We start from the raw sequence: 24,775 nt of genomic DNA, 5'->3' as shown, positions 1-24,775 counted from the left end.
GATCTTTGTCCGAAAAGTCTGCAACTTTTCGGGATCGTGCTTTAACCCATCCGGAGCGCGATGACACCCGCAACAATGCTGAGCGCGGCCGCACCGCGCCAGCCCGTCATCTTCTCGCCAAGCGCGTAGACCGAGATCATCATGGCAAACAGGATCGAGGTCTCGCGCAGCGAGGCGACCGAGGCGACCGGCGCCTTGGTCATCGCCCACATCACGATCCAGTAGGCGGCACCGCTGAGCACGCCGGTGAATATGCCGGTCTTCCAACTGCTGGCCAGCACCGGCAGCGCTTTTGGCCCCCGGAAGATCAGGCACAGCACCAGGGCTCCCATGGCGTCGCAGACGAACAGCCATGCCGCGTAGCTCTGGGCAGTAGCGGCAAGCCTGGCGCCGCTGCCGTCAGACAGCGTGTAGCTGGCGATGAAGACAGAGGTGCCGAAGGCAAAGCCGACCGCGCGCAGATTGAGCTTCTCCAAATGCGCGCCGCCGCGAAACGACATCACCAGCGTGCCGGCTGACAGCAAGAGAATGCCGAGGATGGCAAACGGCCCTGGGACCTCGGCAACAACGAATATGCCACCCAGTGCCGCAAGCAGCGGAGCGGTGCCACGCGCCAGCGGATAGGTCTGCGCGAAATCGCCGGCCTTATAGGCACCGATCAGGAATGTCCTGTAGCCTATGTGGAAGATCACCGAGGCGATGATGTAGGGCCACACCTCGGCCCTGGGCACTTCGACGAACGGCAAGGCAAAAAGCGCGGCGAACCCCATGCCGAGCGTCATCAGCGTGATCGACATGAAACGGTCGAGATGCACCTTGACCAGCGCGTTCCAGATCGCGTGCATGGCAGCGGCGGCAAGCACCGCGAAGAAGACGAAAAGCGTCATTTCAGGCTTATCGACCTCCCAAGCCAAGCGGCGTTTCGAGATCGATGTCGACCCGGACCGGGAAGTGATCGGACGCCACCTCGCCTATATCGGATCCGACCGAGCGCACGCGGCCCGCAAACATGCCGCCGACGAAGCAGTGGTCAAGCCGGCGCTTTGCCAGTCTGCCATCGATGATCTTCTCATGCGTGTGGAAGTCATCCAACGGTTCGCTGGCAACGGCGGCAGCATCGACGAAGCCTTCGAGATAGGCAGCACCGCGATGATAGGGCGTGCTGCCGGTGATGCGGCCATATTCGGCGCTGCCCGGCTCCATGTTGAAATCGCCCATCCAGATCGCCGCCAGCGGATTTTCCGGCTCGGCTTCGCCGCTGGTCCAGTTGCGCGAAGGCTCGTCATCGATGCCGCTCCACGGCCCGCCGTCGGAAGGCGCACGGCGATGCTCAGCAAGGAGATAGTCGATCTGTTCCAGCCGCTCCTCGGCCGCGATGTGGGCGAGATGCAGCGAGACGAACCGCACCGGGCCGGCCGGCGTGCGGATCATGCATTCCAGTGCGGCATTGCGGGTGTTGAGCGGCCGCAGGGTGCGGCGCATCGGCAGCGCATGCAGCCGCGACCAGACGATCGGTGATTTCGACAAAACCATGGTGCCGAACTGCTGGCGCCGATTGACCAGGCGGTCGTCCCGCCGCTCGCTGGCATCCATGTCGAAGGCCGGGCCGTAGACCCAATGATAGTCGGGCAGCAGGCCCGAAAGCAGTTCCGGCTGGTCGTCGAAATTGCTGCGCTGCCAGTTCCGCTCGACTTCCTGCAGCGCGATGATATCGGCGCCGCCAACGATGCGCGCCGCGCGCGAAAGATCGTAGCGGCCATCGCTGCCGAACCCGTACTGGATGTTGTAGCTGACCAGCTTCATTGCTTATCCGGCTCACTTTCGGTGATGGCAGTAGCGGTTCGGTGGATTGCTTGCAATGTGCAGGAGAATGGAAGCGGCTTGTGCCAGAAGCGCCCTTGCTGCGCGATCATGCATCGATTCCGGACCGCATCGGTATCCTCCGCGCGCCGGAAAACGCCGCGAGGCGTCTCATGAGCGCTGGCGGCTCAACTATGACGATGAACGGTCCTAATAGGTCGTCAGCGGCTGAAAGCTCCCGGCCGGCGACGCCGCCAGCTCCGACCAGTCGATCTCTTCCTCCAGCCGGTGATAAGCCTCGTCGCCGATCGTGCCGTTGCGGCGCAGTTCCTCCAGCGTGTCGCGCTGGCGGTTGATGGCGTAGAGCCGCAGCCGGTCGTATTCAGTTGCGGCCTGAGCGTCCTCCGGGTTTTCAGCAATCACGCGCTGAGCCTCATACTGCTCGCGCACGACAGAAGCCGCCGCGGACGTCTTGCGGCTCAGCACGTCGAGTGCTGCCTGCATGATGGCCACGCGTGCCTGCGCCACCTCGCGATCGATGGTCGTGTCCCGCGGGAAGTTCAGTATCCGCAGCAAAGGCTTCAGCGTCATCCCTTGCAGCACCAGCGTGCCCAGAACCACCGCGAAGGCGGCAAGCACGATCGGATCGCGGCCGGGAAAGCCGGCAGGCAGGGCGATGGCCACCACCAGCGTCACCAGCCCCCGCATGCCGCACCAACCGACCAGCACGGCGCCGCCAAACGTCGGCACGTCCTGCCTTCTGTCTTCGCTGCCGAAGCAGGCAAACCACCGTATGATCGCAACGTAACTTGCCACCCAGACAAGGCGTGCCACGATGACGACGACCAGCACTGTCGTGGCGAAGAGAAAGGCCTGGCCTTGCCCTTCCCCGGCAAGCCGGCCGACGATCGATCGCGCCTGCAGGCCCATCAGCACAAAGGCCAGCACGTTGAGCACGAAAACAACAGATTCCCACACCGAATAGGTGCTGACGCGGCGCCTTGCCGACATGCGGCGCGGCGCCCTGCGCGCGATCGTCATGGCATAGACGACAATGGTGATGATGGCCGAAAGGCCGAGCTTGTCGGCGATGATCCAGACCGCGAATGTTCCCGCGAACTGCACCACCGTGCTGCTCGCCGCATCTTCGATCCGGGTGAGCGTCAGCAGCGACAAGCGGCCAAACAGATAACCCGCGACCAGGCTGCCGATCGTTGCCAGCAGGATCGTCGGAATGGCGTTGCTCAGCATGATCGTGCCGAGAGCCGCCGAAACCGCCAGCCGGTAGATCAGGAGCGCGGTGGCATCGTTGAGCAGGCTCTCGCCCTGCAGGATGGCGGTGATGCGGTGCGGCACTTTGAATTGCCCAAGCACGGCACTTGCCGCCACCGCATCCGGCGGCGCGACGATGGCACCGAGCGCGATCGCCGCCGCGATCGGCAGACCGGCCATCTTCCAGCCAACGAAGGCAACCACCGCGGTGGTGAAGACCACGGCGCCAAGCGCCAGCAGCAGCAGCGCCAGCCGATAGCGCTTGAGATCGCGCAGCGACGTGTCATAGGCGGCATCGAGAAGCACCGGCGCGATGAACAGGGCAAGCGCCAGTTCCGGATCGATCTCGATCGTCGGCGCGCCAGGCACAAAGGCAATCGCCACCCCGGCCAAAGCCAGCAGGGACGGATAAGGTATCTCAAGCCGCCGCGACAGCGCCGTCAGCGCGACGGCAGCCAGAAGCAGGACAAGGGTAAGTTCGAAAAGAGCCATGGCTCATCGTAGCGACGGAACAAGCCGATTGGCAGTGCCAAAGTCACGATGATCAGCAGTTACGTGACGCCCTGTGGCAACCCCTAATGCAGCACCAGCATGTCGTCGGACGAGAACGAAATCTCGGCCTTTTCGCCGACAGCCGGTGGCGGCGTAGCTGGGCTGTTGAACGTGTCGAGCGAGACCGTGTTGCCGCCGATGCCGACGCGAACGCGGATGACCGAGCCGAGGAAATGCACTTCCGAGATTTCGCCGGACAGGCTGGAATCGCGGCCGGGCTGGCGACCGAGCGAAATGGCTTCCGGACGCAGCGCCAGCGACAAAGTATCGCCCGACTTCGAACCGTTGAGCTTGCCCTTCAGCGAGACCTGTTCGGAATTGACCCGCACCGTGCCCGCCGCCGCGTCGGTGACAGTGCCTTCCAGCACATTCAGCGTACCGACGAAATTGGCGACGAATTTGGTCGACGGCCGGTTGTAGATCTCGAACGGCGTGCCAACCTGCTCCGCCTTGCCGCCATACATGACGGCGATGCGGTCGGAGATCGACAGCGCTTCTTCCTGATCGTGCGTGACGAAGATGGTGGTGATGCCGAGCTTCTTCTGGATCGAACGGATTTCCTCACGCAAAGAAACGCGCACCTTTGCATCGAGCGCCGACAGCGGTTCGTCGAGCAGAAGCAGCTTCGGCTTCGGCGCAATGGCGCGGGCGAGCGCGATGCGCTGCTGCTGGCCGCCCGAGAGCTGGTAGGGATAGCGGTCAGCCATCTGCGGCAGCTTGATGATGTCGAGCATCTCGGCGACGCGGCGGTCGGCGTCGGCCTTGTTCATGCCGCCAACCTTCAGCCCGAAGGCGATGTTCTGCGCCACCGTCAGGTTCGGAAACAGCGCATAGGCCTGGAACACCATGCCGACATTGCGCTGGTTGGGCTTCAGCCTAGTGATGTCCTTGCCGGCGACGACGATCTTGCCGGCCGATGGCTCCTCGAACCCGGCGACCATGCGCAGCACCGTCGTCTTGCCGCAACCGGATGGTCCGAGGAACGAGACGAACTCGCCCGGCGCGACATCGAGGCTGAAATCCTGGACCACGGTGTTGGTGCCGTAGGATTTTCGCACATGCTGGATGGACAGGAATGGCTCGACCATGGCTTTTCTCTCGATCAATTCGGGCGGTTCGCCGATTTCGGCGCGAAGCGGGACAGGATCTGGATCAGCGACATGCAGCCCCAGGTGATGGCGAAGGCGATGATGGCAAGCGCCGCCGGCTCATAAGCGCGGTTGGCGCCGATGTTCTGCAGGTAGGGCCCAAAGGCCGGCCGGTTGAGCAGGCTTGCCATGGTGAACTCGCCAATAACGATCGCGAAGGTCAGAAACGCACCCGACAACACCGCGATCAGCACGTTGGGCAGGATAACCCTTGTGATGATCGTCGACCAGCCGGCACCGAGTATCTGCGCCGCTTCGGTCAACGTGCGCACGTCGATGGTGCGAAGTCCGGTATCGACCGCGCGGTACATATAGGGCAGCGACAGCGTCGCATAGCCGATCACCAGCAAGGCACTGGCGCCCAGATCGCTGGCAAGGAACGGCAACGGCGAATTCGAGCCGTACATCCTGATGTAGCCGAAGACGATAACGATGGCCGGGATGACCAGCGGCAGCAGCGTGATGAATTCCACGATTGGCCGCAACTGCGGCAGCCGCAGCCTGATCCAGTAGGCCGCCGGCACCACGACCAGCACACCCAGGATGATGGTGAAGATCGCGGCAATCACCGAATACATGAACGTTGCCTGGAACCGTGGGTCGCCCAGCACGATCTGATAGGCATCGAAGGAATGGACGCCGCGCCGCAGGCGCAGCGAGAACTCGAACGTCGCGAGCAGAGGAATGAAGAAATAGGCGGCGCTAAGCGCGAAAACGACCCAAGCCCAGAATTTTCCCGACTTCATTTGAGCCACCTCTCGGAACGCGTCCGGAACCAGATGTAGAAGACGTTGGCCAAGCCCGTGATGACGATCATGCCGAAGGCGATGGCATAGCCGAGTTGCGGGTTGTGCAGCACGTCGCCATTGATCTGGGAATACAGCTTGATGGGCACGATGTTGAGCGCCGGGCCGGCAAACGCATAAGCCGTGGCAATGGCGCCGAAGGAATTGGCGAACAGCAGGATGACCGTGCCAAGAAAGCTTGGCCACAACACCGGTACGACCACCATGCGCCAGTACTGCGCCTGGGTGGCGCCGAGTGTGGCAGCCGCCTCGCCCCATTCCTTCTTCAAACCGTCGATTGCCGGCACGATGATGACCACCATCAGCGGAATCTGGAAGAACAGGTAAACCACGATCAGCCCGGCTGTGGTCAGGAAATTGAACCCCATCGCATAGATATTGAGGTTGAACACATCGCGCAGCAGCGCCGTCACAATACCGACGCGACCGAGCGTGGCTATGAACGCGAAGGCGAGCGGCAAGCCGGCGAAGTTAGAGGCCACGCCAGAGAATGTCAGGGTCGCCGACCGTATCCAGTTGGGCAGGCCGCCGCGCACGATGGCGATAGCCAGCGCGAGTCCGGCAAATGCCCCGATGATGGCCGACCAGAAACTGATCTTGATCGAAACCCAGTAGGCGTTGCTGATGGACGGGTCGCTCACGAGCTGCAGGAGGTTGTCCAGCGTCAGGTGGCCGTTCCCGTCCTGAAAGGCGCCAACGACAAGATAAAGCGTCGGCAGGATCAGGAACATGATGGTGAAAATGAAGAACGGCGCCACACCGATCCATTGCGTCGGGAAACGGAATGCGGTTGCCGCGTTTGGCGGCGCGGGCTTGGAGGCAATCGTTCGATTTGAAAGCGAGAGATCGGTCATGCGCCGGCTACCGTCTTCGAGGGAGGGCCGGGCGGCCTCGCGACCGCCCGGTGGATTTTCAAATCTTACTTGACGTTGGCGCCGACAACGGCGTCCCAGTTCTTGCTGATGGCTTCCTTGGCCTTGCCCTGCTCGTCGAGCGTCGGGAACGCGGCCGAGGCATAGGATTCAGCCGGAGGCAGCTTGGCCAGCACATCCGCCGGGATCTTGCCGTTCTTGGCGAGATCGTTGAAGCGGATCGGGTGGCAATAGCCCTTCAGCCAGCCGATCTGGCCTTCGTCGGAATAGAGGTATTCCATCCAGAGCTTGGCTGCGTTCGGATGCGGCGCGAAGGCGCTGATGGCCTGCACGTAGACACCGGCGACGACGCCCGTCTTCGGCACGATCACGTCGACGGGCGGGTTGCCCTTCAGCGTGTCGCGGCCAGCAAGCGCGTTGTAATCCCAGTTGATCAGGATCGGGGTCTGGCCCTGGGCCAGCGTCGCGGGCTTGCCGACGACCGGCACGAAATTGCCAGCGGCGTTGAGCTTCTTGAAGAAGTCGAGGCCAGCGGTGCCGGCGGCTTCACCGGCAGCGGCGCCCGTCGACAGACCGGAGGCGTAGACCGCCTGGATGGCTTGGTTCGAAGCGCGCGGGTCACCGGCGACGGCGACAGCGTTGGCGAATTCCGGCTTCAGGAGATCAGCCCAGTCCTTCGGCGATTCCTTGATCAGGTCCTTGTTCACCATGAACGACAGAACGCCGTAATAGTCGCCGTACCAGGCGCCATCGGCATCCTTGGCGCTGTCCGGGATCGAGTCCCAGGTCGACACCTTGTAAGGCATCAGCAAGCCAGCGGCCTTGGCGGTCGGGCCAAACGACAGGCCAACGTCGATGACGTCGGGGGCCTGCGGGCCCTTATTGTCCTTGTTGGCCTTGATCGCCTCGACCTCGTCGCCGGAACCGGCATCGGGGTTCAGCTCGTTGATGGCGATTTCCGGATACTTCGCCTTGAAGCCGGCGATGACGTCGCCGTAGCCGCACCAGTCATGCGGAAGCGCGATGGTGGTGAGCTGGCCTTCGGCCTTGGCGGCCTTGACGAGATCATCCAGCGAAGCCGCGGACGAAATCACCGACGACACCATCAGGGTCGCGGCCGAAAGGGAAAGTACTTTCCCCGTGAATTTGAACATGTGTTCTCTCCGTTGAACTGGCGCCGTTGGACGCCTGCGATGCGGTATCGTTTTCATGTGACAGCCAGATGAAAGCTTTGTGAAACCATTGGCCGGCAGCAGAAAAAGTTAACTCTTTTTAACGGGCTGTAGCAATTAGCCGTCACTTATTTTTCCGGCTAATCACTTTCTGCCTTGCATTTCATCCTTCCCCCTGGTTTACCCTGATTTTCTAGATCAATTTTCAGCTGTGAAAACGCCTCACACCGTGCCGGCGATGGCGTTTTCGAGCAAGGTCAGCGCTGCCTTCTTGGTCAGCTTGACCGGATTGCCGCCAGCGGTCGGATCGACCACCGCCATGTCGGCGATCAGCGCCTTGCGCTTCTTGTCCATGTCGAGCCCCTTGATCAGGCCCGGCAGGGCGTGCGGCACCTTCAAATCCTTGCGCAGCTTGATGATCGCCTTCGCGAAGCCGTCGAAGCCACCCTTGATGCCGCAATAGGCGGCGAGCCGGGCAATGCGCTCCTCGATGGAGTCACGATTGAAGGCCAGCACATAGGGCATGAACACCGCATTGGTCATGCCGTGATGGGTGTCATAGAGAGCGCCGATCGGATGCGACAGCGAGTGGATGGCGCCGAGCCCCTTCTGGAAGGCGGCCGCCCCCATCGCCGCCGCGCTCATCATATGAGCACGCGCGACGAGGTCCTTGCCGTTGGCATAAGCCTTCGGCAGGTTCTCGAACACCAGACGGACACCTTCCACCGCAATGCCGTCAGCCATCGGGTGATAGCCCGGCGCGCAATAGGCTTCGAGACAATGGGCAAGCGCGTCCATGCCGGTGCCGGCGGTGATGAAGCTTGGCATGCCGACCGACAGTTCCGGGTCCGCGATAACGATCGCCGGCAGCAGCTTGGGATGAAAGATGACCTTCTTGGTGTGGGTCGCTTCATTGGTGATAACGCCGGCGCGGCCGACTTCCGATCCGGTGCCGGCCGTGGTCGGCACGGCGATGATCGGCGCGATCGCATCGGGATTGGCGCGCGTCCACCAGTCGTCGACATCCTCGAAATCCCAGACCGGCCGCGTCTGCCCGGCCTGGAAGGCGATCAGCTTGCCCAGATCGAGCGCCGAGCCACCACCGAAAGCGATGACGCCGTCATGCTTGCCCTTCTTAAACACCGCGATGCCGGCCGTGAGATTGGAATCCACGGGGTTCGGCTTCACCTCGGAGAACACGCCATAGGGCACCTTGGCATCGTCGAGTATTTTCAGCGTTGAAGCGACGACCGGCAGTTTCGCCAGGCCCGGATCGGTGACGAACAAAGGCCGCTTGATGCCGGTAGCCGCCAGCACCTCGGGCAATTCCTTGATGCGACCGGCGCCGAAGCGGACGGTGGTGGGGTAGTTCCATTTAGAGATCAGCTTGGACATTTTTGTCTTTCAATAAATCAGATGGCTTCGCGCAGGTGGAAGGATTTTGGCCGGGTCAGATTATCGTAGCCGATGGCCGACAGCCCCGCGCCCTTGCCGGTGTCTTTGACGCCGGTCCAGACCAGCGCCGGATCGAGATAGTCGCAGCGGTTCATGAACACCGTGCCGGTCTCGATGCGATTGCCGATCGCCACCGCGTGTTCGGTATCGCGGGTCCAGATCGAGGCCGTCAGACCGTATTGGCTGTCGTTCATCAGCGCGATCGCCTCTTCGTCATTGCGCACCTTCATGATGCCGACGATCGGGCCAAAGCTTTCCTCGCGCATGACGCTCATCTGGTGATCGACGCTGGTCAGCACCTCAGGCGCCAGGTAGGGCGAGCCGGCCTTATCGTTAGCCACCTTCATGTTGATATGCGCCACCGCACCCTTGCGCAACGCTTCGGCCTTCTGCTCGCGGATCAGGTCGGCAAAGCGCGCCTGCGCCATCGGTCCCATCGTCGTCGCCTGGTCCAGCGGATTGCCGACGACATAATTCTTCGTCTCGGCGATGAAGCCCTCGACGAACTCGTCATAGACCTTCTCATGCACATAGACGCGCTCGATGCCGCAGCAGCACTGGCCGGAATTGTAGAAGGCGCCGTCGACCAGATTGGCGACCGCGTGATCCAGCTTGGCGTCGGGCAGCACATACGCCGGGTCCTTGCCGCCAAGCTCCAGGCCGAGCGTCATGAAGGTGCCGGCCGCCGCCTTTTCGATGGCGCGGCCGCCGCCGACAGAACCGGTGAAATTGACATGGTCGATCTTGCCCGAGCCGAGCAGCTTCTCGGTCTGGGCGTGGTTGAGCACGACATTCTGGAACACGCCCTTGGGCAGGCCGACCTTGTCGAAAGCCTGTTGAAACCGCTCGCCGACCAGCAGCGTCTGCGCCGCATGCTTCAGGATGACGGCATTGCCGGCCATCAGCGCCGGCACGATGGTGTTGACGGCCGTGAGATAGGGGTAGTTCCACGGCGCGATCACCATGACGACGCCGAGCGGGTCCTTCTTCACATAGCGGCGGAAGCCGTCCTTCGGGTTGGAGGCCGGCACGGACTTCAGCGCGGCTTCAGCGATCTCGACCATGTAGGTGGTGCGTTCCCTGACGCCGCCGAATTCGCCGCCATAACGCACCGGCCGGCCCATCTGCCAGGCGATCTCCGGCACGATCTCGTCTGATATCGCGACCAGCGCTTCGAGCATCGCCAGCATGTACTTGCCACGCTCGACGATCGGCACCTGCGCCCACTTCTCCTGCGCTGCCTTGGCGCGCTCGACCGCGGCATTGACCGCCTGGTCGGTCGCGATCGGCCGCTCGGCGTATATTGAGCCATCGATGGGGGTAATGAGTTTCACAGTTTCCAATTAAACGCTCCTGAATTTCATTCTTCCAAGACAGCTGACGTGCCGAACCAAACGTCTCTAACGTCTGGATCGCGCATACCTTTCGACAGCCAAACCTTCGCGACAGTCTCGATTATCTCTTCCGGTCCTGTCCCATACTTGTGCTCCGCGACCCAGGTCTTGTCCCGACCGGTTATCGGAATTGCTCCCTTTGCCAGGAGAGTTCTCAGAACCGTCCTGGTGAACGTCGCAAGGTCTTCACCGTCGAGACCGAATTCGTGCCTGCCTACAGGAATAATCTGCCATAGACCGACGGCATCGCTATCCAGTTCGTTTGGAGCAAGCGCAACCCAGTCTGCCGCCGACATGTCGTAGCCGCGATGGCGCTTGTTCCAATCCATCTCTAATACCGCTCGAACCCTCTGTGCAGTTCCCAATCCGTAATGCGGCGGTCGTATTCGAACTGCTCCCACTTGGCGGTGTGGACGTAGTGTTCGAGTACGTCCTCGCCGAGTGCCTCTTTCAGCATCTTCGACTTGGCCAGCGTCTCGGCCGCATCGCGCAGCGTCTTCGGAATCTCCGGCAGGCGCGAGGCCTGATAGGCATCGCCGACGAAAGGCTTTTGCAGTTCCAGCTTCTCATCGATGCCGGCAAGGCCGGCGGCGATCAGCGCCGCAAAGGCAAGATAGGGGTTCAAGTCGGCGCCGCCGATGCGGCATTCCATGCGGATGCCCTTGGTGCCCTCGCCGCACAGGCGGAAGCCGGCGGTGCGGTTGTCCTCGCTCCACATGATCTTGGTCGGCGCGAAAGTGCCGGCCTGGAAGCGCTTGTAGGAGTTGATGTAGGGCGCCAGGAACCAGGTGAACTCCTTGGCGTATTTCAACTGACCTGCCCCCCATTGCTGGCCGAGCGTCGACAGTGTCCAGTCCGCCTTCTTGTCGAAGAACAGCGCCGTCTTGCCGTCGGCGCTCCACAGCGAATTGTGGATGTGGCTGGAATTGCCGGCGAGCCCGTAATTGTATTTCGACATGAACGAAATCGCCTTGCCTTCGGACTCGGCGATCTCCTTGGCGCCGTTCTTCAGGATCACGTGGCGGTCGGCCATGTCGAGCGCTTCGGCATAGCGCACATTGATCTCTTCCTGGCCCGGACCCCATTCGCCCTTGGAGTTCTCGATCGGAATACCGGCCGCTTCCATCTCGTTGCGAAGCCGGCGCATGACGCCTTCTTCCTTGGTGGTGATACCGATCTGGTAGTCGCCGATATAGGGCGAAGCGGTCTCAAGCCCCTGCCAGTGCTTCTTGCGGGCGGAATCGTAGGTCTCGTTGAACAGGTAGAATTCGAGCTCGGAAGCGAAATAACCAATATAGCCACGCTCGCTCAGCCGCTTGACCTGCTTCTTCAGGATCGCGCGCGGCGAATGCGGCAGGTCGTCATGGGTGTGGTGGTCGAGCACGTCGCAGATCACCAGCGCCGTCTTCTCCAGCCACGGAATGCGACGCAGCGTCGCCAGGTCCGGCTTCATGACGAAGTCGCCATAGCCCTTCGACCAGCTCGCCGCCTTGTAGCCCGGCACCGGCTCCATATCGATGTCGGCGGCCAGCAGATAGTTGCAGCCATGCGTTTCATCATGCGCGGAATCGACGAAGTACTGCGCCAGGAAGCGTTTTCCCGCGAGCCGCCCCTGCATGTCGACGATACAAGCCAGCACCGTGTCGATCTCACCGCTGGAGACCGCTTTCTTCAACTGATCGAACGAGAAATTTCCGGCCATTCCTTTTGCACTCCAGCGCTGGTCGTTTCAGACTGTCAAAATTGAACAGGAACAAAAAAGCCGTGGCGAGCGGGCCCGCCACGGCTTCGGCTTGCAGCTTAAGCAGATTCGCCTACAGCCTTTTCGGCATCGGCAATGGTCGCCCTGCGCTTGGCGATTGCCGCCTCGCCGATGGGCGGCCCCTGGAAGCGCCGGTTTTCAACGGCGAACCACAAAACGACGAGCAGAACGATCAAGCCGATCGCATAGTTGATCAGGATGTCGAAGGGCGGCTGAATGCCGGCATACATCAACACCAGAACACCAAGCACCGTGATGACGGCGAACGGCTTTGACCAGATGCCGAGCCGGAACGGCCCGAATTCGGTCCAGCTCTTTCCTTCCGCAAGAAGTCCGGCTGCGATCGGCATGGCGTAGGAGACATAGAGGAAGAGAGCGCAGCCAGCCGCCAGTGCCGCGAAGGCCGGCGAATAGAGCGTGGCGGCGATCGACAGCACGACGCCCAGCCAGATGGCCGGGACAGGCGTGCGCCAGGTCGGCGAAACCTGCTTCCACAGAGATGACCCAGGCAGACCTCCGTCACGCGAAAAGGCAAAGATCATGCGCGAGGTCGAAGTGAGCCCGGCCAGCGCGCACAGATAGTTCGACAGCACGATGGCGATGCCGAGCAGAGCCTTGAGCCAGGTTGGCGCCGGCAGATTGTTGAACAGGTTGAACCAGGCATTGCCGCCGTCCTTGGCAGTCGCCACGAGATCGGGACTGGCAAGGACGAAGGAGACCGCCATGATGAAGCCGAAGACGAGAGACCACAGGACCGCGTGGATCATGCCTCTTGGCACGGCGACGCGGGCATTGTGGGTTTCCTCGGCGGTATGCGCCGAAGCGTCGAAGCCGGTGATGGTATAGAGCGGGTAGAGAAGGCCGATGAGGAAGGCCACAAGTGCGGTGCGGGCCGTCGGAACGTAGGCACCACCGGGATCGCCGGTCGTGTTGACGAAAGTCGTCAGCCGCGCGAGATCAAAGCCATGCGCGCCCCAGATCAGGAAGGTCAGCGTCAGGATGACCGCAACAACGAGGATGAGGTAGCCGGAAAAGTCGGTCAACATCGTCGTCGTCTTGATGCCGAGATGATTGAAGAGGCCTTGGGTGACGGTAATCAGGACGACTGCCACCGTCTGCTGCCAGAAGCCCCATGCCGATGTGTCCCAACCGAAGATCGGACCCGCGACGAGCCCCTGAAACAGCAAGTAGACGCCGACATTGACCGAGGCGACGACGAAGATCAGGCCGAGCAGGTTGATCCAGGCCGTGGCCCAGCCCCAGCCGCGTCCGCCCAGGATTGAGGACCAATGATAGAGGCCGCCGGCTGTCGGATAGGCTGATCCAATCTGTCCCAGAGAAGCCGCGACCACGAGCGCAAAGACGCCACCGATTACCCAGCCGATGGTTGCCTCGAAACCGCTGCCGGTGCCCATGGCCAGCGGGAATGACGTGATGCCGCCGGCCAGAATGCAGATGATCGAGAAGGAAATGGCGAAGTTGGAGAAGCCGCTCATGCGGCGAGCCAATTCCTGGGCGTAGCCCATACTGTGAAGGATTTTTGTGTCCTCCGACTTGTCAGAGTGATCAGGTGTTGTCATGTCAGAATTCCCCTGTTGGTTCTTAGCTGGCCGATTGAACTGACTTTCCGACTGCGCTTCGTTGAGAGCCCCTGACCTCCTCTGGCTCCAGATCCGAAAAAATGCCTGTTAGCAGATCCGCCCATTTCCGCTGCCCGGTCTCGCCGGCGATTTCATCGTTGCGGATTTCGATCATCGCGCATGGCAGCCCACGCGAGCGCGCATGCCGTTCCAGCGTGAAATAGACGCGGTCGGCTGGCGAATAGGGTTCGTTGACACCGACTGTGACGCCGGCAAGCCGCTTGAGCGCCGATACCAGCGGCGATGCCAGCCGCTGATCGTCATCGTGGATGATGCCGATATGCCAAGGCCGGTTCTTTCCCTTGAAGACCGGGGTGAAGGAATGGATCGACACCAGTCGCGTCTCTCGCCCCGCTGCCAGCCGATCCTCGATGATCTTCTCGATCGTGTCATGGAATGGACGCCACGCAAGCGCGACACGCGCCTCCCGCTCTTCGGCGGAGAGTCCCTGATTTGCCGGAACCACGGTTTTCTCGCTGACGCTGACACTCAAGATGAGGTCCGGCGCGTCGAGCGGCCGGTTGCAGTCGATGACGAGACGCGAAATGCGGGTTTCGACCAGCGCCGCATCGAGCGCCTGCGCCATGCGCAGCGCAACCGGCAGCGCACCCGGATCCCAGGCGATGTGGCGCGACAAATCGTCGGCGGCAAGGCCGAGCGTGCCGAATTCGGCGGGCAGAAAATTGGAAGCGTGATCGCAGGTCAGCACGAAAGGGCTCGATCCGCCAGGGTTGGTCACCCTCACGGAATCAGACGATGCAAGGCTGGCGGGCCGTGCTTTCTCCATAGTCTGCCGTCCCCGGGGAGCGCTGTATCGTATGTTACGTATTTTGCCTCATTGCGTCCCTATGGATGATTTCATACAGTTTACCCGGCTTTGTCAAATGCGATCTCATGGGGCGGGCCAAGGGGTGGGGGAAAAGATGATTTCCAGCATTGCCGAACTGATCGCAGACCGCATCGGCACGATGCCGGCCAGCGAAAGGCGCGCGGCGCAGACGCTGATTGCCAGCTATCCGATGATCGGCCTCAAGACGGTCGCCGAATTCTCGACCGCGGCCGGCGTTTCTTCGCCGACGATCCTGCGCTTCGTGGCCCGGCTCGGCTTCCAGAACTATCCGGAATTCCAGTCGAGCCTGCAGGACGAACTGGCGGCACAGTTGCAGTCGCCGGCGATACGGACGCTCAACCCGCCCTCGCCCGGTGGCGGCACGGTCTCGCCGATGCTGGAAGCGACGCTCGACAATATGCGAGAGACCTTTCGGCATCTGTCCGACAAGCAGCTTGCCGATATCGCGGCACGGCTTGCCGACCGGCGCGGCAAGACGTTCCTGATCGGCGGCCGCTTCACCGACCCGCTGGCGCGTTACATGGCCGCCCATCTCGCCGTCATACAGCCCGATGTCTTTCACCTAGCCGGCCAGGAGAGCATGTGGCGCGACAGGCTGATCGACATGGGCAAGCGCGACGTGCTGGTGATCTTCGACATCAGGCGCTACCAGGACAGCCTCGTCCGCTTCGCCGAGAAGGCGCATCAGCGCGGGGTTCAGATCGTGCTCTTCACCGATCAGTGGCTGTCGCCCATCGCCCGTTTTGCCCGCCACGTCATCGCCGGGCGAACCGCCGTGCCGTCGGCATGGGATTCCTCGGCGGCACTTTTCGTCGTCGCCGAAACGCTGATCGGCGCCGTCACCAGGCAACTCGAGGCCGACGGCGCCCGGCGCATCCGGGAAATGGAAGGCCTTCGGTAAGCAACTCCGCAAAGTTTTCCACGGTCGCCCCAAGATCACTTCGCGATCACGTTACCGAGATTTAATGTGCACGATTGCGTGATAATTGCCATAAACCGGTGATATCGGGGCTGTGGTGGCCGGTTTGTGCCGCCAGCCCTTGTCGTCGCTGCATCCGCTTCCACTTGGAACCGGCAGACGATTCTTGCTGCTGGAGTATCGATGTCGGGTTGGAAACAGATTGTCCTTGCGCTTGTCGTCGTGGTCGCCGCCGCGGCCGCGTGGGCTCGCTTCTACCCCGGCGCTCCGCAAGTGCTGGCGCGCTGGGGGATCGACTGGGCCTATGGCGCGACGCCTCCAACGAAAGAAACGGCGGCTGGAGGCTCCAGGCAGGCTGGGCGCAACGGCACCCAGATAGCCACCATCGTTGCATCGCCAGTCGCGTCCGCTGTTATCAACGACCGCTTGCAGGCGATCGGCACCGGCCGCGCCAACGCCTCGGTGACCGTCAATCCCTACAGCTCCGGCCGCCTTGCCGAGCTGCTGGTCGAATCCGGTACGCATGTCGACAAGGGACAGATCATCGCCACGCTCGATTCCGAGACCGAGATCATCTCTCAGGACCGGGCCAAGCTCGCTTTGCAGGATGCGCAATCCAAACTCGATCGCGTCAAGTCGCTGCGCGCCTCCAACGCCGCGACGCCTGTCGCCGTTGCCGACGCGGAAGTCGTGCTGGCAGGCGCCAAGCTGGCGCTTCAGGATGCCGAGCTTGCGCTGCAGCGCCGCTCCATTCTGGCGCCGATCGCAGGCACCGTCGGCATCCTGCCGATCTCAGCCGGCAATTACGTGACAAACCAGTCGGCGATCGCCACGCTTGATGACCGCTCCTCGATCCTGGTCGATTTCCAGGTGCCGGAGCGCTTTGCCGCCGCCATCAAGGTGGGTGCGCAACTGACGGCGACGCCGATCGCCAATCCGAGCAACGCCTATACCGGCACGGTATCCGCCATCGACAACCACATCGACGAGAAGAGCCGCACGCTCCTGGTAAAGGCCAAGATCGCCAACCCAGCCGATTCACTGCGCGCCGGCATGTCGTTCTCCATCACCATGAAATTCCCCGGCGAAACCTATCCTTCCGTCAGCCCGCTGGCGATCCTGTGGGGCTCGGACGGCGCCTATGTCTGGCAAATCGAGGACGGCAAGGCCAAGCGCGTGCAGGTGCGCATCATCCAGCGCAACACCGAGACCGTGCTGATCGACGCCGAGATCGACAATGGCGACATGGTGGTCACCGAAGGCACGCAGAGTGTCAGCGAAGGCGGCGAGGTCCGCATCGCCGGCCAGGACCAGCGCGCCCCCAACACCGCCGAAGGCTCATGACCGGACCTGTCAACCCCGCCAGCGATACCGGCTTCACCGCGCTCTTCATCCACAGGCCAGTCATGGCCTTCGTGCTCAACGTCCTCATCGCGGTTGCCGGCCTCGCCGCCTTCTACGGCGTCGAGATCCGTGAACTGCCTGACGTCGACCGTGCCGTGGTCACGGTCTCGACCACTTTCGAAGGCGCGGCGGCCGAAACCGTCGACCGCGAACTGACCGACACGATCGAAGGCGCGGTCGCCCGCGTCTCCGGCGTCAAGTCGATCTCGTCCTCCTCCTCCTTCGGCTCGAGCCGCGTCACCATCGAATTCAATGATGGCGTCGATCTCAACGTCGCCGCCTCCGACGTGCGCGATGCCGTCGGCCGCGTCGCCAACCAGATGCCGGACACCGCCGATCCGCCGCGCATCGTCAAGGCCGATGCCAATTCCGACGCGGTGATGCGGCTGGCGGTGACCTCCGAAAACATGTCGATCCAGGACATGACGGTCGTGGTCCAGGACCAGATCGAGGATGAACTGGCCGCCGTGCCCGGCGTTGCCGATGTCCAGGTCTATGGCGACCGTGACAAGATCTTCCGCATCGATGTCGACCAAAACAAGCTCGCCAGCCTTGGCTTCACGGTGGCCGACCTGAGAGCAGCCCTTGCTTCCGTCGCCTTCGATTCGCCGGCGGGTTCGATCACCACCACCAACCAGGACCTGATCGTCCGCACGACGGCCGACGTGACGACACCCGAGGAATTCGAAAACATCATCATCGGCGGCACGACGCGCATCCGCGATGTCGCCACCGTCACGCTCGGCCCCGATGTCGGCCAGACGACGCTGCGCTCGGATGGCAAGACCGGCATCGGCATCGGCATCATCCGTCAGGCGGAATCCAACACGCTGGACATCTCGACCGGCGTCCAGGCCGCTGTCGCCAAACTGCAGGAGAACCTGCCCAAGGGCATGGCGATCAAGATCACCAGCGACGACGCCGTCTTCGTCAAGGGCGCCGTGCACGAGGTCGAGATCGCACTCGGCCTGTCGGTGACCATGGTGCTGATCGTCATCTATGTCTTCCTGCTCGACTGGCGCGCGACACTCATTCCGGGCCTGTCGATGCCGGTCGCCATGATCGGCACCATCGCCGCCATCTATCTGGCCGGCTTCTCCGTCAACATTCTCACCTTGCTTGCCCTGGTGCTGGCCACGGGCCTCGTCGTCGATGACGCCATCGTGGTGCTGGAAAACATCGTGCGACGACGCAATGAAGGCATGGGGCCGCGTGCGGCCGCCGTCCTTGGCGCGCAGGAAGTGTTCTTCGCCGTCATTGCCACGACGCTGACGCTGGTCGCCGTCTTCGTGCCGATCTCGTTCCTGCCCGGCCAGACCGGCGGCCTGTTTCGCGAATTCGGCTTCGTGCTTGCCATGTCGGTGCTGCTGTCCTGCGTGGTGGCGCTCACACTTTGCCCGATGCTCGCCTCCCGCATGCTGACCAGCGCCTCGCTTCACCATGAAGGCGGCCACGGCATCGGCGCCCGTATCGGCGGCGCGCTGAATGCCGCCTACAAGCGAGCCCTGCACGCTTGCCTCGATGCGCCCTGGATCGTGGTTCTGGTCGCGGTGCTGTTTGCCGGCACCGCCTTCGCGCTGTTCGGCACCATCCGCCAGGAACTGACGCCGACCGAGGACCGCGCGGCCGTGCTGTTGCGCATCAGCGCCCCGCAAGGCGTCAGTCTCGACTACACGACGCAGCAGATGCAGAAGATCGAGAAACTGATCCAGCCGATGCGCGATTCCGGCGAGATCCGCTCAACCTTCGAGAATGCCGGCCAGAACGGCTCCTATAACTCCGGATTCATGGTGATGACCCTCGCACCTTGGAACGAGCGCAGCCGCAGCCAGCAGGAGATCATGGCCGAGATCAGCCAGCTGACCAAGCAGGTGCCGAGCGTGCGCATCTTCCCGGTGCAGCCCAACAGCCTCGGTATCCGCGGCGCCGGCAACGGCCTGCAGTTTGCGCTCGTCGGCAACGACCGCAAGGCGCTTGGCGACGCGGCGGTGAAGATCATCGCCGAGATGCAGAAGGACCCGCGCTTCCAAACACCGCGCCTGTCGATCGACCCAACGCAACCGCAACTGGCCGTCGCCATCGACCGCGAGCGCGCCTCCGACCTCGGCATCGATATTACGGGGCTCGCCAACACCATGCAGGCCATGCTCGACGGCAATGACGTCGTCGATGTCTACATCGCCGACCGCAGCTATGGCGTGAAGCTGGTCTCGACCACCAACCCGATCAACGATCCGACCGATCTGGAAAACGTCTTCCTCAAGACAGCCGATGGTCGCTTTGTGCCGATGTCGACCATTGCCTCGCTGACCGAACGCGCCGTGCCGCCATCGCTGTCGCGTGAACAGCAGCAGCCATCGGTGGCCATCACCTCCAACCTCTCAGGCAATTTCGCGCTTGGCGATGCACTGAACCAAGCCGAGCAAATCGCCACGCCGCTGCTGCCGCCGGGCAGCCGCATCCTGCCCCTGGCCGAGGCCGCGACGCTGGGCGAAACCAACAGCGCGATGGTCACCATCTTCGGCTTCGCTCTGGTCATCATCCTTTTGGTGCTGGCCGCCCAGTTCGAAAGCTTCGTCAGCGCCGTCATTATCATGGCGACAGTGCCACTCGGGCTCGCCTGCGCCATCTTCGCACTGCTTCTGAGCGGCACCAGCCTCAACGCCTACAGCCAGATCGGCCTGGTGCTGCTGGTCGGCGTCATGGCCAAGAACGGCATCCTGATCGTCGAATTCGCCAACCAGCTGCGCGATCGCGGGCTTGATGTGCGCGAGGCGATCGAGCAAGCCTCGATCATCCGCGTGCGGCCGGTGATGATGACGATGATCTGCACCGTGCTTGGCGGCCTGCCATTGGTGCTGGCCGCCGGCGCCGGCGCCGAGGCACGCGTGGCGCTCGGCTGGGTGATCGTCGGCGGGCTGGGCCTGGCCACCATCTCGACACTGTTCCTGACCCCGGTCGCCTATCTCCTGCTCGGCCGCTTCGTCACGCCGAAGACGCATGAGGAAGCACGCCTGAAGCGCGAGCTGGAGGAAGCCGCCTACACCAACGTGGAACCGGCAGAGTAGGGCGAAATTCCGGAACAAGCCTACTTCAGCAGCCGGCCTTCGATCGACCAGCGCGCGGCGACGAAATTCAACGCCGCCGCCACCACGACGCCACCGATCTTTGCCGGCCACACGCCGGCGATGCCGGCGAACAGCGCGATCGACAGGGTGGAGACGCTGAGCGAAATCAGCGCCCCAAGCGAGACGAAGCGCAGGAAGGCGTCTCGCAGCGGGATGGCTCGATTGCGCTCGAACGACCAGAAGCCATTGGCCACGAAAGAGAAGATGACGGCGATCGACCAGGAGACGATGTTGGCCGGCAGTGGCGGGACATGCAGCTTGAGCAGCAGGAAAAAGCCGGCAAGGTCGATGGCCGTGTTCACCAGCCCGACCATGGCAAAGCGCACGATCTTGCTGCCGGTCGAACGCTTGGGCTCGCCGCTCATTCCTGGCCGCCCATGATCTCGACACCGGCACGGGCGAGGCTCGCGCCGAACGCGTCCGAGGCCAGGACCGCGAATTCCACCTCGCGCACGCCTTGCATCGGGTCGCGCGACCGCAGCGTCTCGTCGACATGGCCGGGATGGCACATGAACAGGCCCCGTTCGGGCAGCGCTTCGACCGCGGCTTGCAGAACCGGTGCGAACCGTTCGGGTTGCCGCCAGTCATAGATACCGGCAAGCGGCGCGAAAAGGGAGAAGCCGGCACTTGCCATCGACCGGTTGAAACCGGCGGCCACGGCAGCGATTGCCGCGACTTTCGGCGCCACGACGGCATTGCCAAGCGACGGAGCACCACGCAGCGCCGGCCTGCTGGCAGCGTCCGTAAAACGCGCGAGCAGCCAATTGCGCACGACGGGCAGGAAATGCACATGTTGGTGCCCGTCAACGAAGACGGGCGGGCGATCCAGCGCCTCGATGAAGCGGCCATACTGAGCGTCGAGCTCGGCATCGACATCGCGAGCCTCGATCTGACCGCGCAGGACCGGCAGTGCCAGCGAACGCAGCGGCGGCAGCCGGCCTTCCGGCGCCAGGCTCGACCGGCCGGTGAGGGCCGGCTGGTCAGTCAAGGTAAGATGCAGCCCGATCGCGGCGCGGCCGCACAACGGCTTGATGCGCTTCGCCTCGTCAGCCCATTCCGGAAAGCCCGTCATGCAGCTGGTGCCGGTCAGACGTCCGCGACCGAGCAGATCCAGGATCGCGGCGGAGACGCCGGGCGCGAGGCCGTAATCATCGGCGATGAGGCGGATGCGCCGCGTCATGCGCCGGGTATGCCCGGTGGCCTGTCCGAAATGTTGCCGCGCAAGACATCGCGCACGATATAGACCGGCCTTTCCTTACTCTCCGAGAGCGTGACCCAGACATATTCGCCGATCAGGCCGAGCAAGGTAAGGTTGAGGCCGCCAAGCAGGACGACGGCGACCATAAGGCTGGGATAGCCGGGGACGGCGATGCCGTAGAACATCACCTCGAAGAACACTTTGGCTCCATAAACGAGGCCCGCCAGCGCCGCCAGCATTCCGCTCAGGCTGATGATGCGCAGCGGGATGACGGAGAAGGAGGTAAAACCCTCCAGCGAGAAGGCGATCAGGTTGAGCCGGCTCCATTTCGACGTGCCGGTGACACGGTTTTCCGGCGAATATTGTATCGCCTTCTGGCGAAAGCCGGCCCAGGCGAACAGACCCTTGTTGAAGCGCCGCTTATCGCGCAGGCTGGTCAGCGCGCGCACCACGGCACCCCGCATGACGCGAAAATCGCCCGCGTTCTCGGGAATGTCGAAACGCTGGCTGCTGTTGATCAGACTGTAGAAAAGCCGCGCCAGCTGGCTGCGCCGCCAACTGGCCTCGCGGCGGTCGTTCTGCGCGTAGACGACATCGATGTCCGGGTGTTCCACCAGCTCGGCGATCATCTTCAGGCTGGTGTCCATCGAATGCTGCAGGTCGGCGTCCATGATCAACGCCATGTCGCCGCGCGACTGGTCGAGGCCGGCGAGTACCGCGACCTCCTTGCCGAAATTGCGGCTGAGCCGCACGATTTCCCAAGAACCCGACAGCGCCTGGGAAAACCGCTCGGCGCCATCGTCGCGACTGCCATCATCGACCAGGATCTTGTGGACTTCCATGCCGAAACGCTGCGCCACCGCAGCCTCGAGCTTGTCGAGCAATGCGGCAAAAGCCGAAGCCGATTGCGCCTCGTTGAAGAACGGCGCCACGATGTCGAGAACAGGTCGCGACTCAGCCATTTGCGACGGGCCTTTCATTCATCACCTTGTCTCTCGCCATCTTGTCTCTCGGCCTGGCCCAGAACCACCAGATCAGGAAACCGGCGATAATGGTGACCGCGACCGGCCGGAACCAGGGGTATGTCAAATCCTGGATATGGCGCTCGACGCCCGTCAATCCGGTCAAAAACAGCATCACGGACAGCACCGAGGCCAGAACGCCGCCTCGTTCCTCGCGCCACAACAAGGCAATAGCGAGACCGGCGGGCACGGCGATCATGGCATAGGTGTTGGGCTCGACGCGCGGGTTGAAGACGCACATGTAGAACGTCGCCGTCAGGAAGATGGCGAGCCCGGCCGTCCCACGTTCGAGCTTGCGGTCGAACCGGAGGACCATGGAAAGCGTGAACAGGGCCATGACGATGCGCACGATCGTGGCCCCGAATTCCGGAATGGGCAGCCCCATTCTGGTAAAGGGCGCCGTGAAGTCGGTAGGGACAAAATGGTTGGTGTTGTCGACAGCCATCGAGGTCAGCATCCCGGCGAAAACGCGATACTGGTCATTCAGGTAGCCGGCCGGAGCGAAAGCATAGGGCAGAGCGATCACGAACAGCACCGCCAGCACGAGCACCGGTATCAGCCGGAAACGCAGGGCTCCGACCAACAGCAGCATGATGATCGCGGTCGGCTTGGCAATGATGGCAACCGAGGCCCAGAAGAAGGTCTCGGCGCGCCGTCCTTCGAGCCCCGACAAAGTGAGAAGCCAGCAGGCGCCAGTCAGGAGGATCGTCGCCTGGCCGTTGCGGATCGCGCCTGCCGCCATCGGCAAGGCAAGAAAGAGACCGAAGGAAAGCAGCCAGGGCAATTCGCCGCCGCCGAGCTTACGCACCTGCCGCATCGCGGCAAAGGTCAGCACCGCGAAGCCAATCGCATGCCAGACCAGGCCGCCCAGTTGCGGCCCCAGCTTGAGTATCGGAACATAAAGCGCGGCAAAGGCCGGCGCGTAGAGATACCCCATCTCGGATCGGATATTGTAGAGCGGCTGGCCTGCCAGGAATTCCTGGCTTCCGTATCTGTAAGCCAGCAGCACGGTGCGTGTGTCGGGTGCCAGCAGGACAAGCACCAGAACGACCAGGAACGCTGCGATCCAAAGGCCAAGTCCCAAACGGTCGAAAACCGGCTTGGACATCGTCATCAAGACACCCCACAACATCCGGAACAGGCTCAGTCCAGCACTGTCCCGGTATTCGATGGCGGCGGCATATCACGGACAAAGCGGCGCGGCATAGGGGGCTGAAAGACGCTTATACCTTTGCCTTGGCCCTGATGGCCACGCGGAACGTGTCCTTCCGTTGATCGTCACGAGCCTGCTGAAAGCTGCGTATCTCGCGTTTTTAGGGTTTGATGAACACCTTGCCGTTGGGCTTGGCCAGTTCCGCCGGCACCCGCGCGATCGCCTCGGCGAGCGGCACGATCGCCGTCACATCGGTCGACCAGCGCCCGTCGGAGAAACGCTTTTGCGCTTCCATGATCGCCGGACCGCGCCGATCTCTAGACTGCCGCATCCATTCGCTCAGCCAGAAACCCTCGATATGCTTGTGCTGGAAGATCAGCTGGCCGGGTTCGCGGATGATGGTGGCGTCCGTGTCGAGCCGGCCATAGATGATCCAGCGCGCCCGTTTCGGCATCGCATGGAAGATGGCCGAGGCCAGCGGCCCGGTGACCGCATCGAGGAAGATGCGCGGCTGTTCGGCCTTCATCACCTCGCGCAGCGTGGCCTCGAAATCCGGCGCTTTCTCGTTGAGCACATGGGCAGCGCCGATCTCTTTCAGAAGCCCGATCTGCTCATCGCGGCGCACGGTGACGATTGGTCGAAAGCCCTCTTCCTTGGCCAGGCCGATGATCAGCTTGCAGAGCTGGCTGGCGCCGGCGGTCATGACGAAGGCCTTTTCGCCCTCCTGTTTGACGATATCGAACATGGCGATCGCGGTGAGCGGATTGACGATCATCGCCGCGCCATCCTCGTCGCGCACCGTGTCAAGCAGCGGTATGCAGGCCGCCGCCTCGGCAACGGCATAGTCGGCCCATGAACCCCAGTTGGTGACGCCGGTGGCAAAGGCGACGCGCTTGCCGACGAGGCTTTTGGGATAGGGCTCGTCGCCGCTGGCGACGACGGTGCCGACCCCCTCGAAGCCGGCCGGCCGGCCCTTGGCGCGTGGCTGGCCATACTGGCCCTTGATGAAGGCGACATCGGACGGATTGATCGAAGCGAGGCTGACCTTGATCAGCACCTGGCTCGGTCCGGGCGCCGGCACCGCGATGCTGCCCGGCCCCAGATAAGGCTCCATCGCTTCCAGCGCGCTGCCGCTCGGCGTTCTGGTATAGCCGTCGCCGACAAGCAGCAGCGCTTTCATTTCGGAGGGGATCGTCATGGGTGACACTCCTTGGTTGTCAGCGGAAAA

21 protein-coding genes are annotated in these 24,775 nt (G+C 62.7%); 3 read left to right on the top strand and 18 right to left on the bottom strand.

The genetic code is table 11. The features are described 5' to 3' along the window. Positions 1-41: 41 nt before the first annotated feature. The 13 genes from EB235_RS11155 to EB235_RS11095 form a co-directional block, all read right to left on the bottom strand. Positions 42-887 carry an EamA family transporter gene (locus EB235_RS11155; protein WP_027030927.1) on the bottom strand — a complete coding sequence of 282 codons (846 nt, stop codon included), beginning with the start codon at positions 885-887 and terminating at the stop codon, positions 42-44. A 7-nt stretch (positions 888-894) separates the two neighbouring features. Beyond that, on the bottom strand, positions 895-1,803 hold the full coding sequence (locus EB235_RS11150; protein WP_027030928.1) for an endonuclease/exonuclease/phosphatase family protein: 909 nt from the start codon (positions 1,801-1,803) through the stop codon (positions 895-897). Between the two features lie 207 nt (positions 1,804-2,010). Further along, the gene (locus EB235_RS11145) at positions 2,011-3,564 is read right to left on the bottom strand and encodes a cation:proton antiporter (protein WP_027030929.1); all 1,554 of its coding nucleotides are present in this window, start codon (positions 3,562-3,564) and stop codon (positions 2,011-2,013) included. 83 nt (positions 3,565-3,647) lie between these two features. Then, positions 3,648-4,712, bottom strand: a complete 1,065-nt coding sequence (locus EB235_RS11140; protein WP_027030930.1) for an ABC transporter ATP-binding protein — start codon at positions 4,710-4,712, stop codon at positions 3,648-3,650. 14 nt (positions 4,713-4,726) lie between these two features. Continuing rightward, complete coding sequence (locus EB235_RS11135; protein WP_027030931.1) at positions 4,727-5,518, bottom strand: ABC transporter permease; 792 nt, start codon at positions 5,516-5,518, stop codon at positions 4,727-4,729. After that, a complete protein-coding gene (locus EB235_RS11130; RefSeq protein WP_027030932.1) occupies positions 5,515-6,432 on the bottom strand; it encodes an ABC transporter permease in 918 nt (305 codons plus the stop codon). The genes EB235_RS11135 and EB235_RS11130 overlap by 4 nt, the downstream gene beginning before the upstream one ends. A gap of 65 nt (positions 6,433-6,497) precedes the next feature. After that, positions 6,498-7,604: an ABC transporter substrate-binding protein gene (locus tag EB235_RS11125; protein ID WP_027030933.1), complete on the bottom strand. Its 1,107-nt coding sequence runs from the start codon at positions 7,602-7,604 to the stop codon at positions 6,498-6,500. 240 nt (positions 7,605-7,844) lie between these two features. Then, complete coding sequence (locus tag EB235_RS11120; RefSeq protein ID WP_027030934.1) at positions 7,845-9,017, bottom strand: iron-containing alcohol dehydrogenase; 1,173 nt, start codon at positions 9,015-9,017, stop codon at positions 7,845-7,847. 17 nt (positions 9,018-9,034) lie between these two features. Beyond that, on the bottom strand, positions 9,035-10,420 hold the full coding sequence (locus EB235_RS11115; RefSeq protein ID WP_027030935.1) for an aldehyde dehydrogenase family protein: 1,386 nt from the start codon (positions 10,418-10,420) through the stop codon (positions 9,035-9,037). A gap of 17 nt (positions 10,421-10,437) precedes the next feature. Next, positions 10,438-10,800 carry a hypothetical protein gene (locus tag EB235_RS11110; RefSeq protein WP_027030936.1) on the bottom strand — a complete coding sequence of 121 codons (363 nt, stop codon included), beginning with the start codon at positions 10,798-10,800 and terminating at the stop codon, positions 10,438-10,440. Positions 10,801-10,802: 2 nt separating this feature from the next. Then, positions 10,803-12,173: a glutamine synthetase family protein gene (locus EB235_RS11105; protein WP_027030937.1), complete on the bottom strand. Its 1,371-nt coding sequence runs from the start codon at positions 12,171-12,173 to the stop codon at positions 10,803-10,805. Positions 12,174-12,271: 98 nt separating this feature from the next. Continuing rightward, a complete protein-coding gene (locus tag EB235_RS11100) occupies positions 12,272-13,813 on the bottom strand; it encodes an amino acid permease (protein ID WP_027030938.1) in 1,542 nt (513 codons plus the stop codon). A 22-nt stretch (positions 13,814-13,835) separates the two neighbouring features. Continuing rightward, complete coding sequence (locus tag EB235_RS11095) at positions 13,836-14,660, bottom strand: N-formylglutamate amidohydrolase (protein WP_027030939.1); 825 nt, start codon at positions 14,658-14,660, stop codon at positions 13,836-13,838. A 136-nt stretch (positions 14,661-14,796) separates the two neighbouring features. Between EB235_RS11095 and EB235_RS11090 the strand changes: the two genes are divergently transcribed. From EB235_RS11090 to EB235_RS11080, 3 genes are all read left to right on the top strand, one after another. Then, complete coding sequence (locus EB235_RS11090; RefSeq protein ID WP_027030940.1) at positions 14,797-15,624, top strand: MurR/RpiR family transcriptional regulator; 828 nt, start codon at positions 14,797-14,799, stop codon at positions 15,622-15,624. A 201-nt stretch (positions 15,625-15,825) separates the two neighbouring features. Then, positions 15,826-16,986, top strand: a complete 1,161-nt coding sequence (locus EB235_RS11085; RefSeq protein WP_027030941.1) for an efflux RND transporter periplasmic adaptor subunit — start codon at positions 15,826-15,828, stop codon at positions 16,984-16,986. Beyond that, positions 16,983-20,114 (top strand): efflux RND transporter permease subunit, encoded by a 3,132-nt coding sequence (locus EB235_RS11080; RefSeq protein ID WP_027030942.1) that lies wholly within the window; start codon positions 16,983-16,985, stop codon positions 20,112-20,114. Before EB235_RS11085 ends, EB235_RS11080 begins: the two co-directional genes overlap by 4 nt. A 20-nt stretch (positions 20,115-20,134) precedes the next feature. Here EB235_RS11080 and EB235_RS11075 read toward each other — a convergent pair whose 3' ends face one another. The 5 genes from EB235_RS11075 to EB235_RS11055 form a co-directional block, all read right to left on the bottom strand. Beyond that, positions 20,135-20,539 carry a GtrA family protein gene (locus EB235_RS11075; protein WP_027030943.1) on the bottom strand — a complete coding sequence of 135 codons (405 nt, stop codon included), beginning with the start codon at positions 20,537-20,539 and terminating at the stop codon, positions 20,135-20,137. Continuing rightward, positions 20,536-21,354 carry a ChbG/HpnK family deacetylase gene (locus EB235_RS11070; protein ID WP_027030944.1) on the bottom strand — a complete coding sequence of 273 codons (819 nt, stop codon included), beginning with the start codon at positions 21,352-21,354 and terminating at the stop codon, positions 20,536-20,538. Before EB235_RS11070 ends, EB235_RS11075 begins: the two co-directional genes overlap by 4 nt. After that, positions 21,351-22,334 carry a glycosyltransferase family 2 protein gene (locus EB235_RS11065; protein WP_027030945.1) on the bottom strand — a complete coding sequence of 328 codons (984 nt, stop codon included), beginning with the start codon at positions 22,332-22,334 and terminating at the stop codon, positions 21,351-21,353. Before EB235_RS11065 ends, EB235_RS11070 begins: the two co-directional genes overlap by 4 nt. Further along, positions 22,327-23,508 (bottom strand): glycosyltransferase family 87 protein, encoded by a 1,182-nt coding sequence (locus EB235_RS11060; RefSeq protein ID WP_080680824.1) that lies wholly within the window; start codon positions 23,506-23,508, stop codon positions 22,327-22,329. The genes EB235_RS11065 and EB235_RS11060 overlap by 8 nt, the downstream gene beginning before the upstream one ends. A gap of 199 nt (positions 23,509-23,707) precedes the next feature. After that, positions 23,708-24,745, bottom strand: a complete 1,038-nt coding sequence (locus EB235_RS11055; RefSeq protein ID WP_027030947.1) for a zinc-binding dehydrogenase — start codon at positions 24,743-24,745, stop codon at positions 23,708-23,710. Positions 24,746-24,775: the final 30 nt, after the last annotated feature.

The organism is Mesorhizobium loti R88b (assembly GCF_013170845.1).
Lineage (GTDB): Bacteria > Pseudomonadota > Alphaproteobacteria > Rhizobiales > Rhizobiaceae > Mesorhizobium > Mesorhizobium loti_B.
The sequence above is the reverse complement of the archived record's forward strand: the minus strand, read 5'-3'. Positions and strand labels throughout refer to the sequence as shown.

What these genes read in the sequence shown, in the direction of transcription:
- EB235_RS11110 (WP_027030936.1), bottom strand. Translation starts at nt 10,800, where the DNA reads ATGGATTGGAACAAGCGCCATCGCGGCTACGACATGTCGGCGGCAGAC.
- EB235_RS11105 (WP_027030937.1), bottom strand. Translation starts at nt 12,173, where the DNA reads ATGGCCGGAAATTTCTCGTTCGATCAGTTGAAGAAAGCGGTCTCCAGC.
- EB235_RS11155 (WP_027030927.1), bottom strand. Translation starts at nt 887, where the DNA reads ATGACGCTTTTCGTCTTCTTCGCGGTGCTTGCCGCCGCTGCCATGCAC.
- EB235_RS11055 (WP_027030947.1), bottom strand. Translation starts at nt 24,745, where the DNA reads ATGACGATCCCCTCCGAAATGAAAGCGCTGCTGCTTGTCGGCGACGGC.
- EB235_RS11140 (WP_027030930.1), bottom strand. Translation starts at nt 4,712, where the DNA reads ATGGTCGAGCCATTCCTGTCCATCCAGCATGTGCGAAAATCCTACGGC.
- EB235_RS11065 (WP_027030945.1), bottom strand. Translation starts at nt 22,334, where the DNA reads ATGGCTGAGTCGCGACCTGTTCTCGACATCGTGGCGCCGTTCTTCAAC.
- EB235_RS11095 (WP_027030939.1), bottom strand. Translation starts at nt 14,660, where the DNA reads ATGGAGAAAGCACGGCCCGCCAGCCTTGCATCGTCTGATTCCGTGAGG.
- EB235_RS11150 (WP_027030928.1), bottom strand. Translation starts at nt 1,803, where the DNA reads ATGAAGCTGGTCAGCTACAACATCCAGTACGGGTTCGGCAGCGATGGC.
- EB235_RS11085 (WP_027030941.1), top strand. Translation starts at nt 15,826, where the DNA reads ATGTCGGGTTGGAAACAGATTGTCCTTGCGCTTGTCGTCGTGGTCGCC.
- EB235_RS11135 (WP_027030931.1), bottom strand. Translation starts at nt 5,518, where the DNA reads ATGAAGTCGGGAAAATTCTGGGCTTGGGTCGTTTTCGCGCTTAGCGCC.
- EB235_RS11060 (WP_080680824.1), bottom strand. Translation starts at nt 23,508, where the DNA reads ATGACGATGTCCAAGCCGGTTTTCGACCGTTTGGGACTTGGCCTTTGG.
- EB235_RS11145 (WP_027030929.1), bottom strand. Translation starts at nt 3,564, where the DNA reads ATGGCTCTTTTCGAACTTACCCTTGTCCTGCTTCTGGCTGCCGTCGCG.
- EB235_RS11125 (WP_027030933.1), bottom strand. Translation starts at nt 7,604, where the DNA reads ATGTTCAAATTCACGGGGAAAGTACTTTCCCTTTCGGCCGCGACCCTG.
- EB235_RS11075 (WP_027030943.1), bottom strand. Translation starts at nt 20,539, where the DNA reads ATGAGCGGCGAGCCCAAGCGTTCGACCGGCAGCAAGATCGTGCGCTTT.
- EB235_RS11090 (WP_027030940.1), top strand. Translation starts at nt 14,797, where the DNA reads ATGATTTCCAGCATTGCCGAACTGATCGCAGACCGCATCGGCACGATG.
- EB235_RS11130 (WP_027030932.1), bottom strand. Translation starts at nt 6,432, where the DNA reads ATGACCGATCTCTCGCTTTCAAATCGAACGATTGCCTCCAAGCCCGCG.
- EB235_RS11100 (WP_027030938.1), bottom strand. Translation starts at nt 13,813, where the DNA reads ATGACAACACCTGATCACTCTGACAAGTCGGAGGACACAAAAATCCTT.
- EB235_RS11070 (WP_027030944.1), bottom strand. Translation starts at nt 21,354, where the DNA reads ATGACGCGGCGCATCCGCCTCATCGCCGATGATTACGGCCTCGCGCCC.
- EB235_RS11120 (WP_027030934.1), bottom strand. Translation starts at nt 9,017, where the DNA reads ATGTCCAAGCTGATCTCTAAATGGAACTACCCCACCACCGTCCGCTTC.
- EB235_RS11080 (WP_027030942.1), top strand. Translation starts at nt 16,983, where the DNA reads ATGACCGGACCTGTCAACCCCGCCAGCGATACCGGCTTCACCGCGCTC.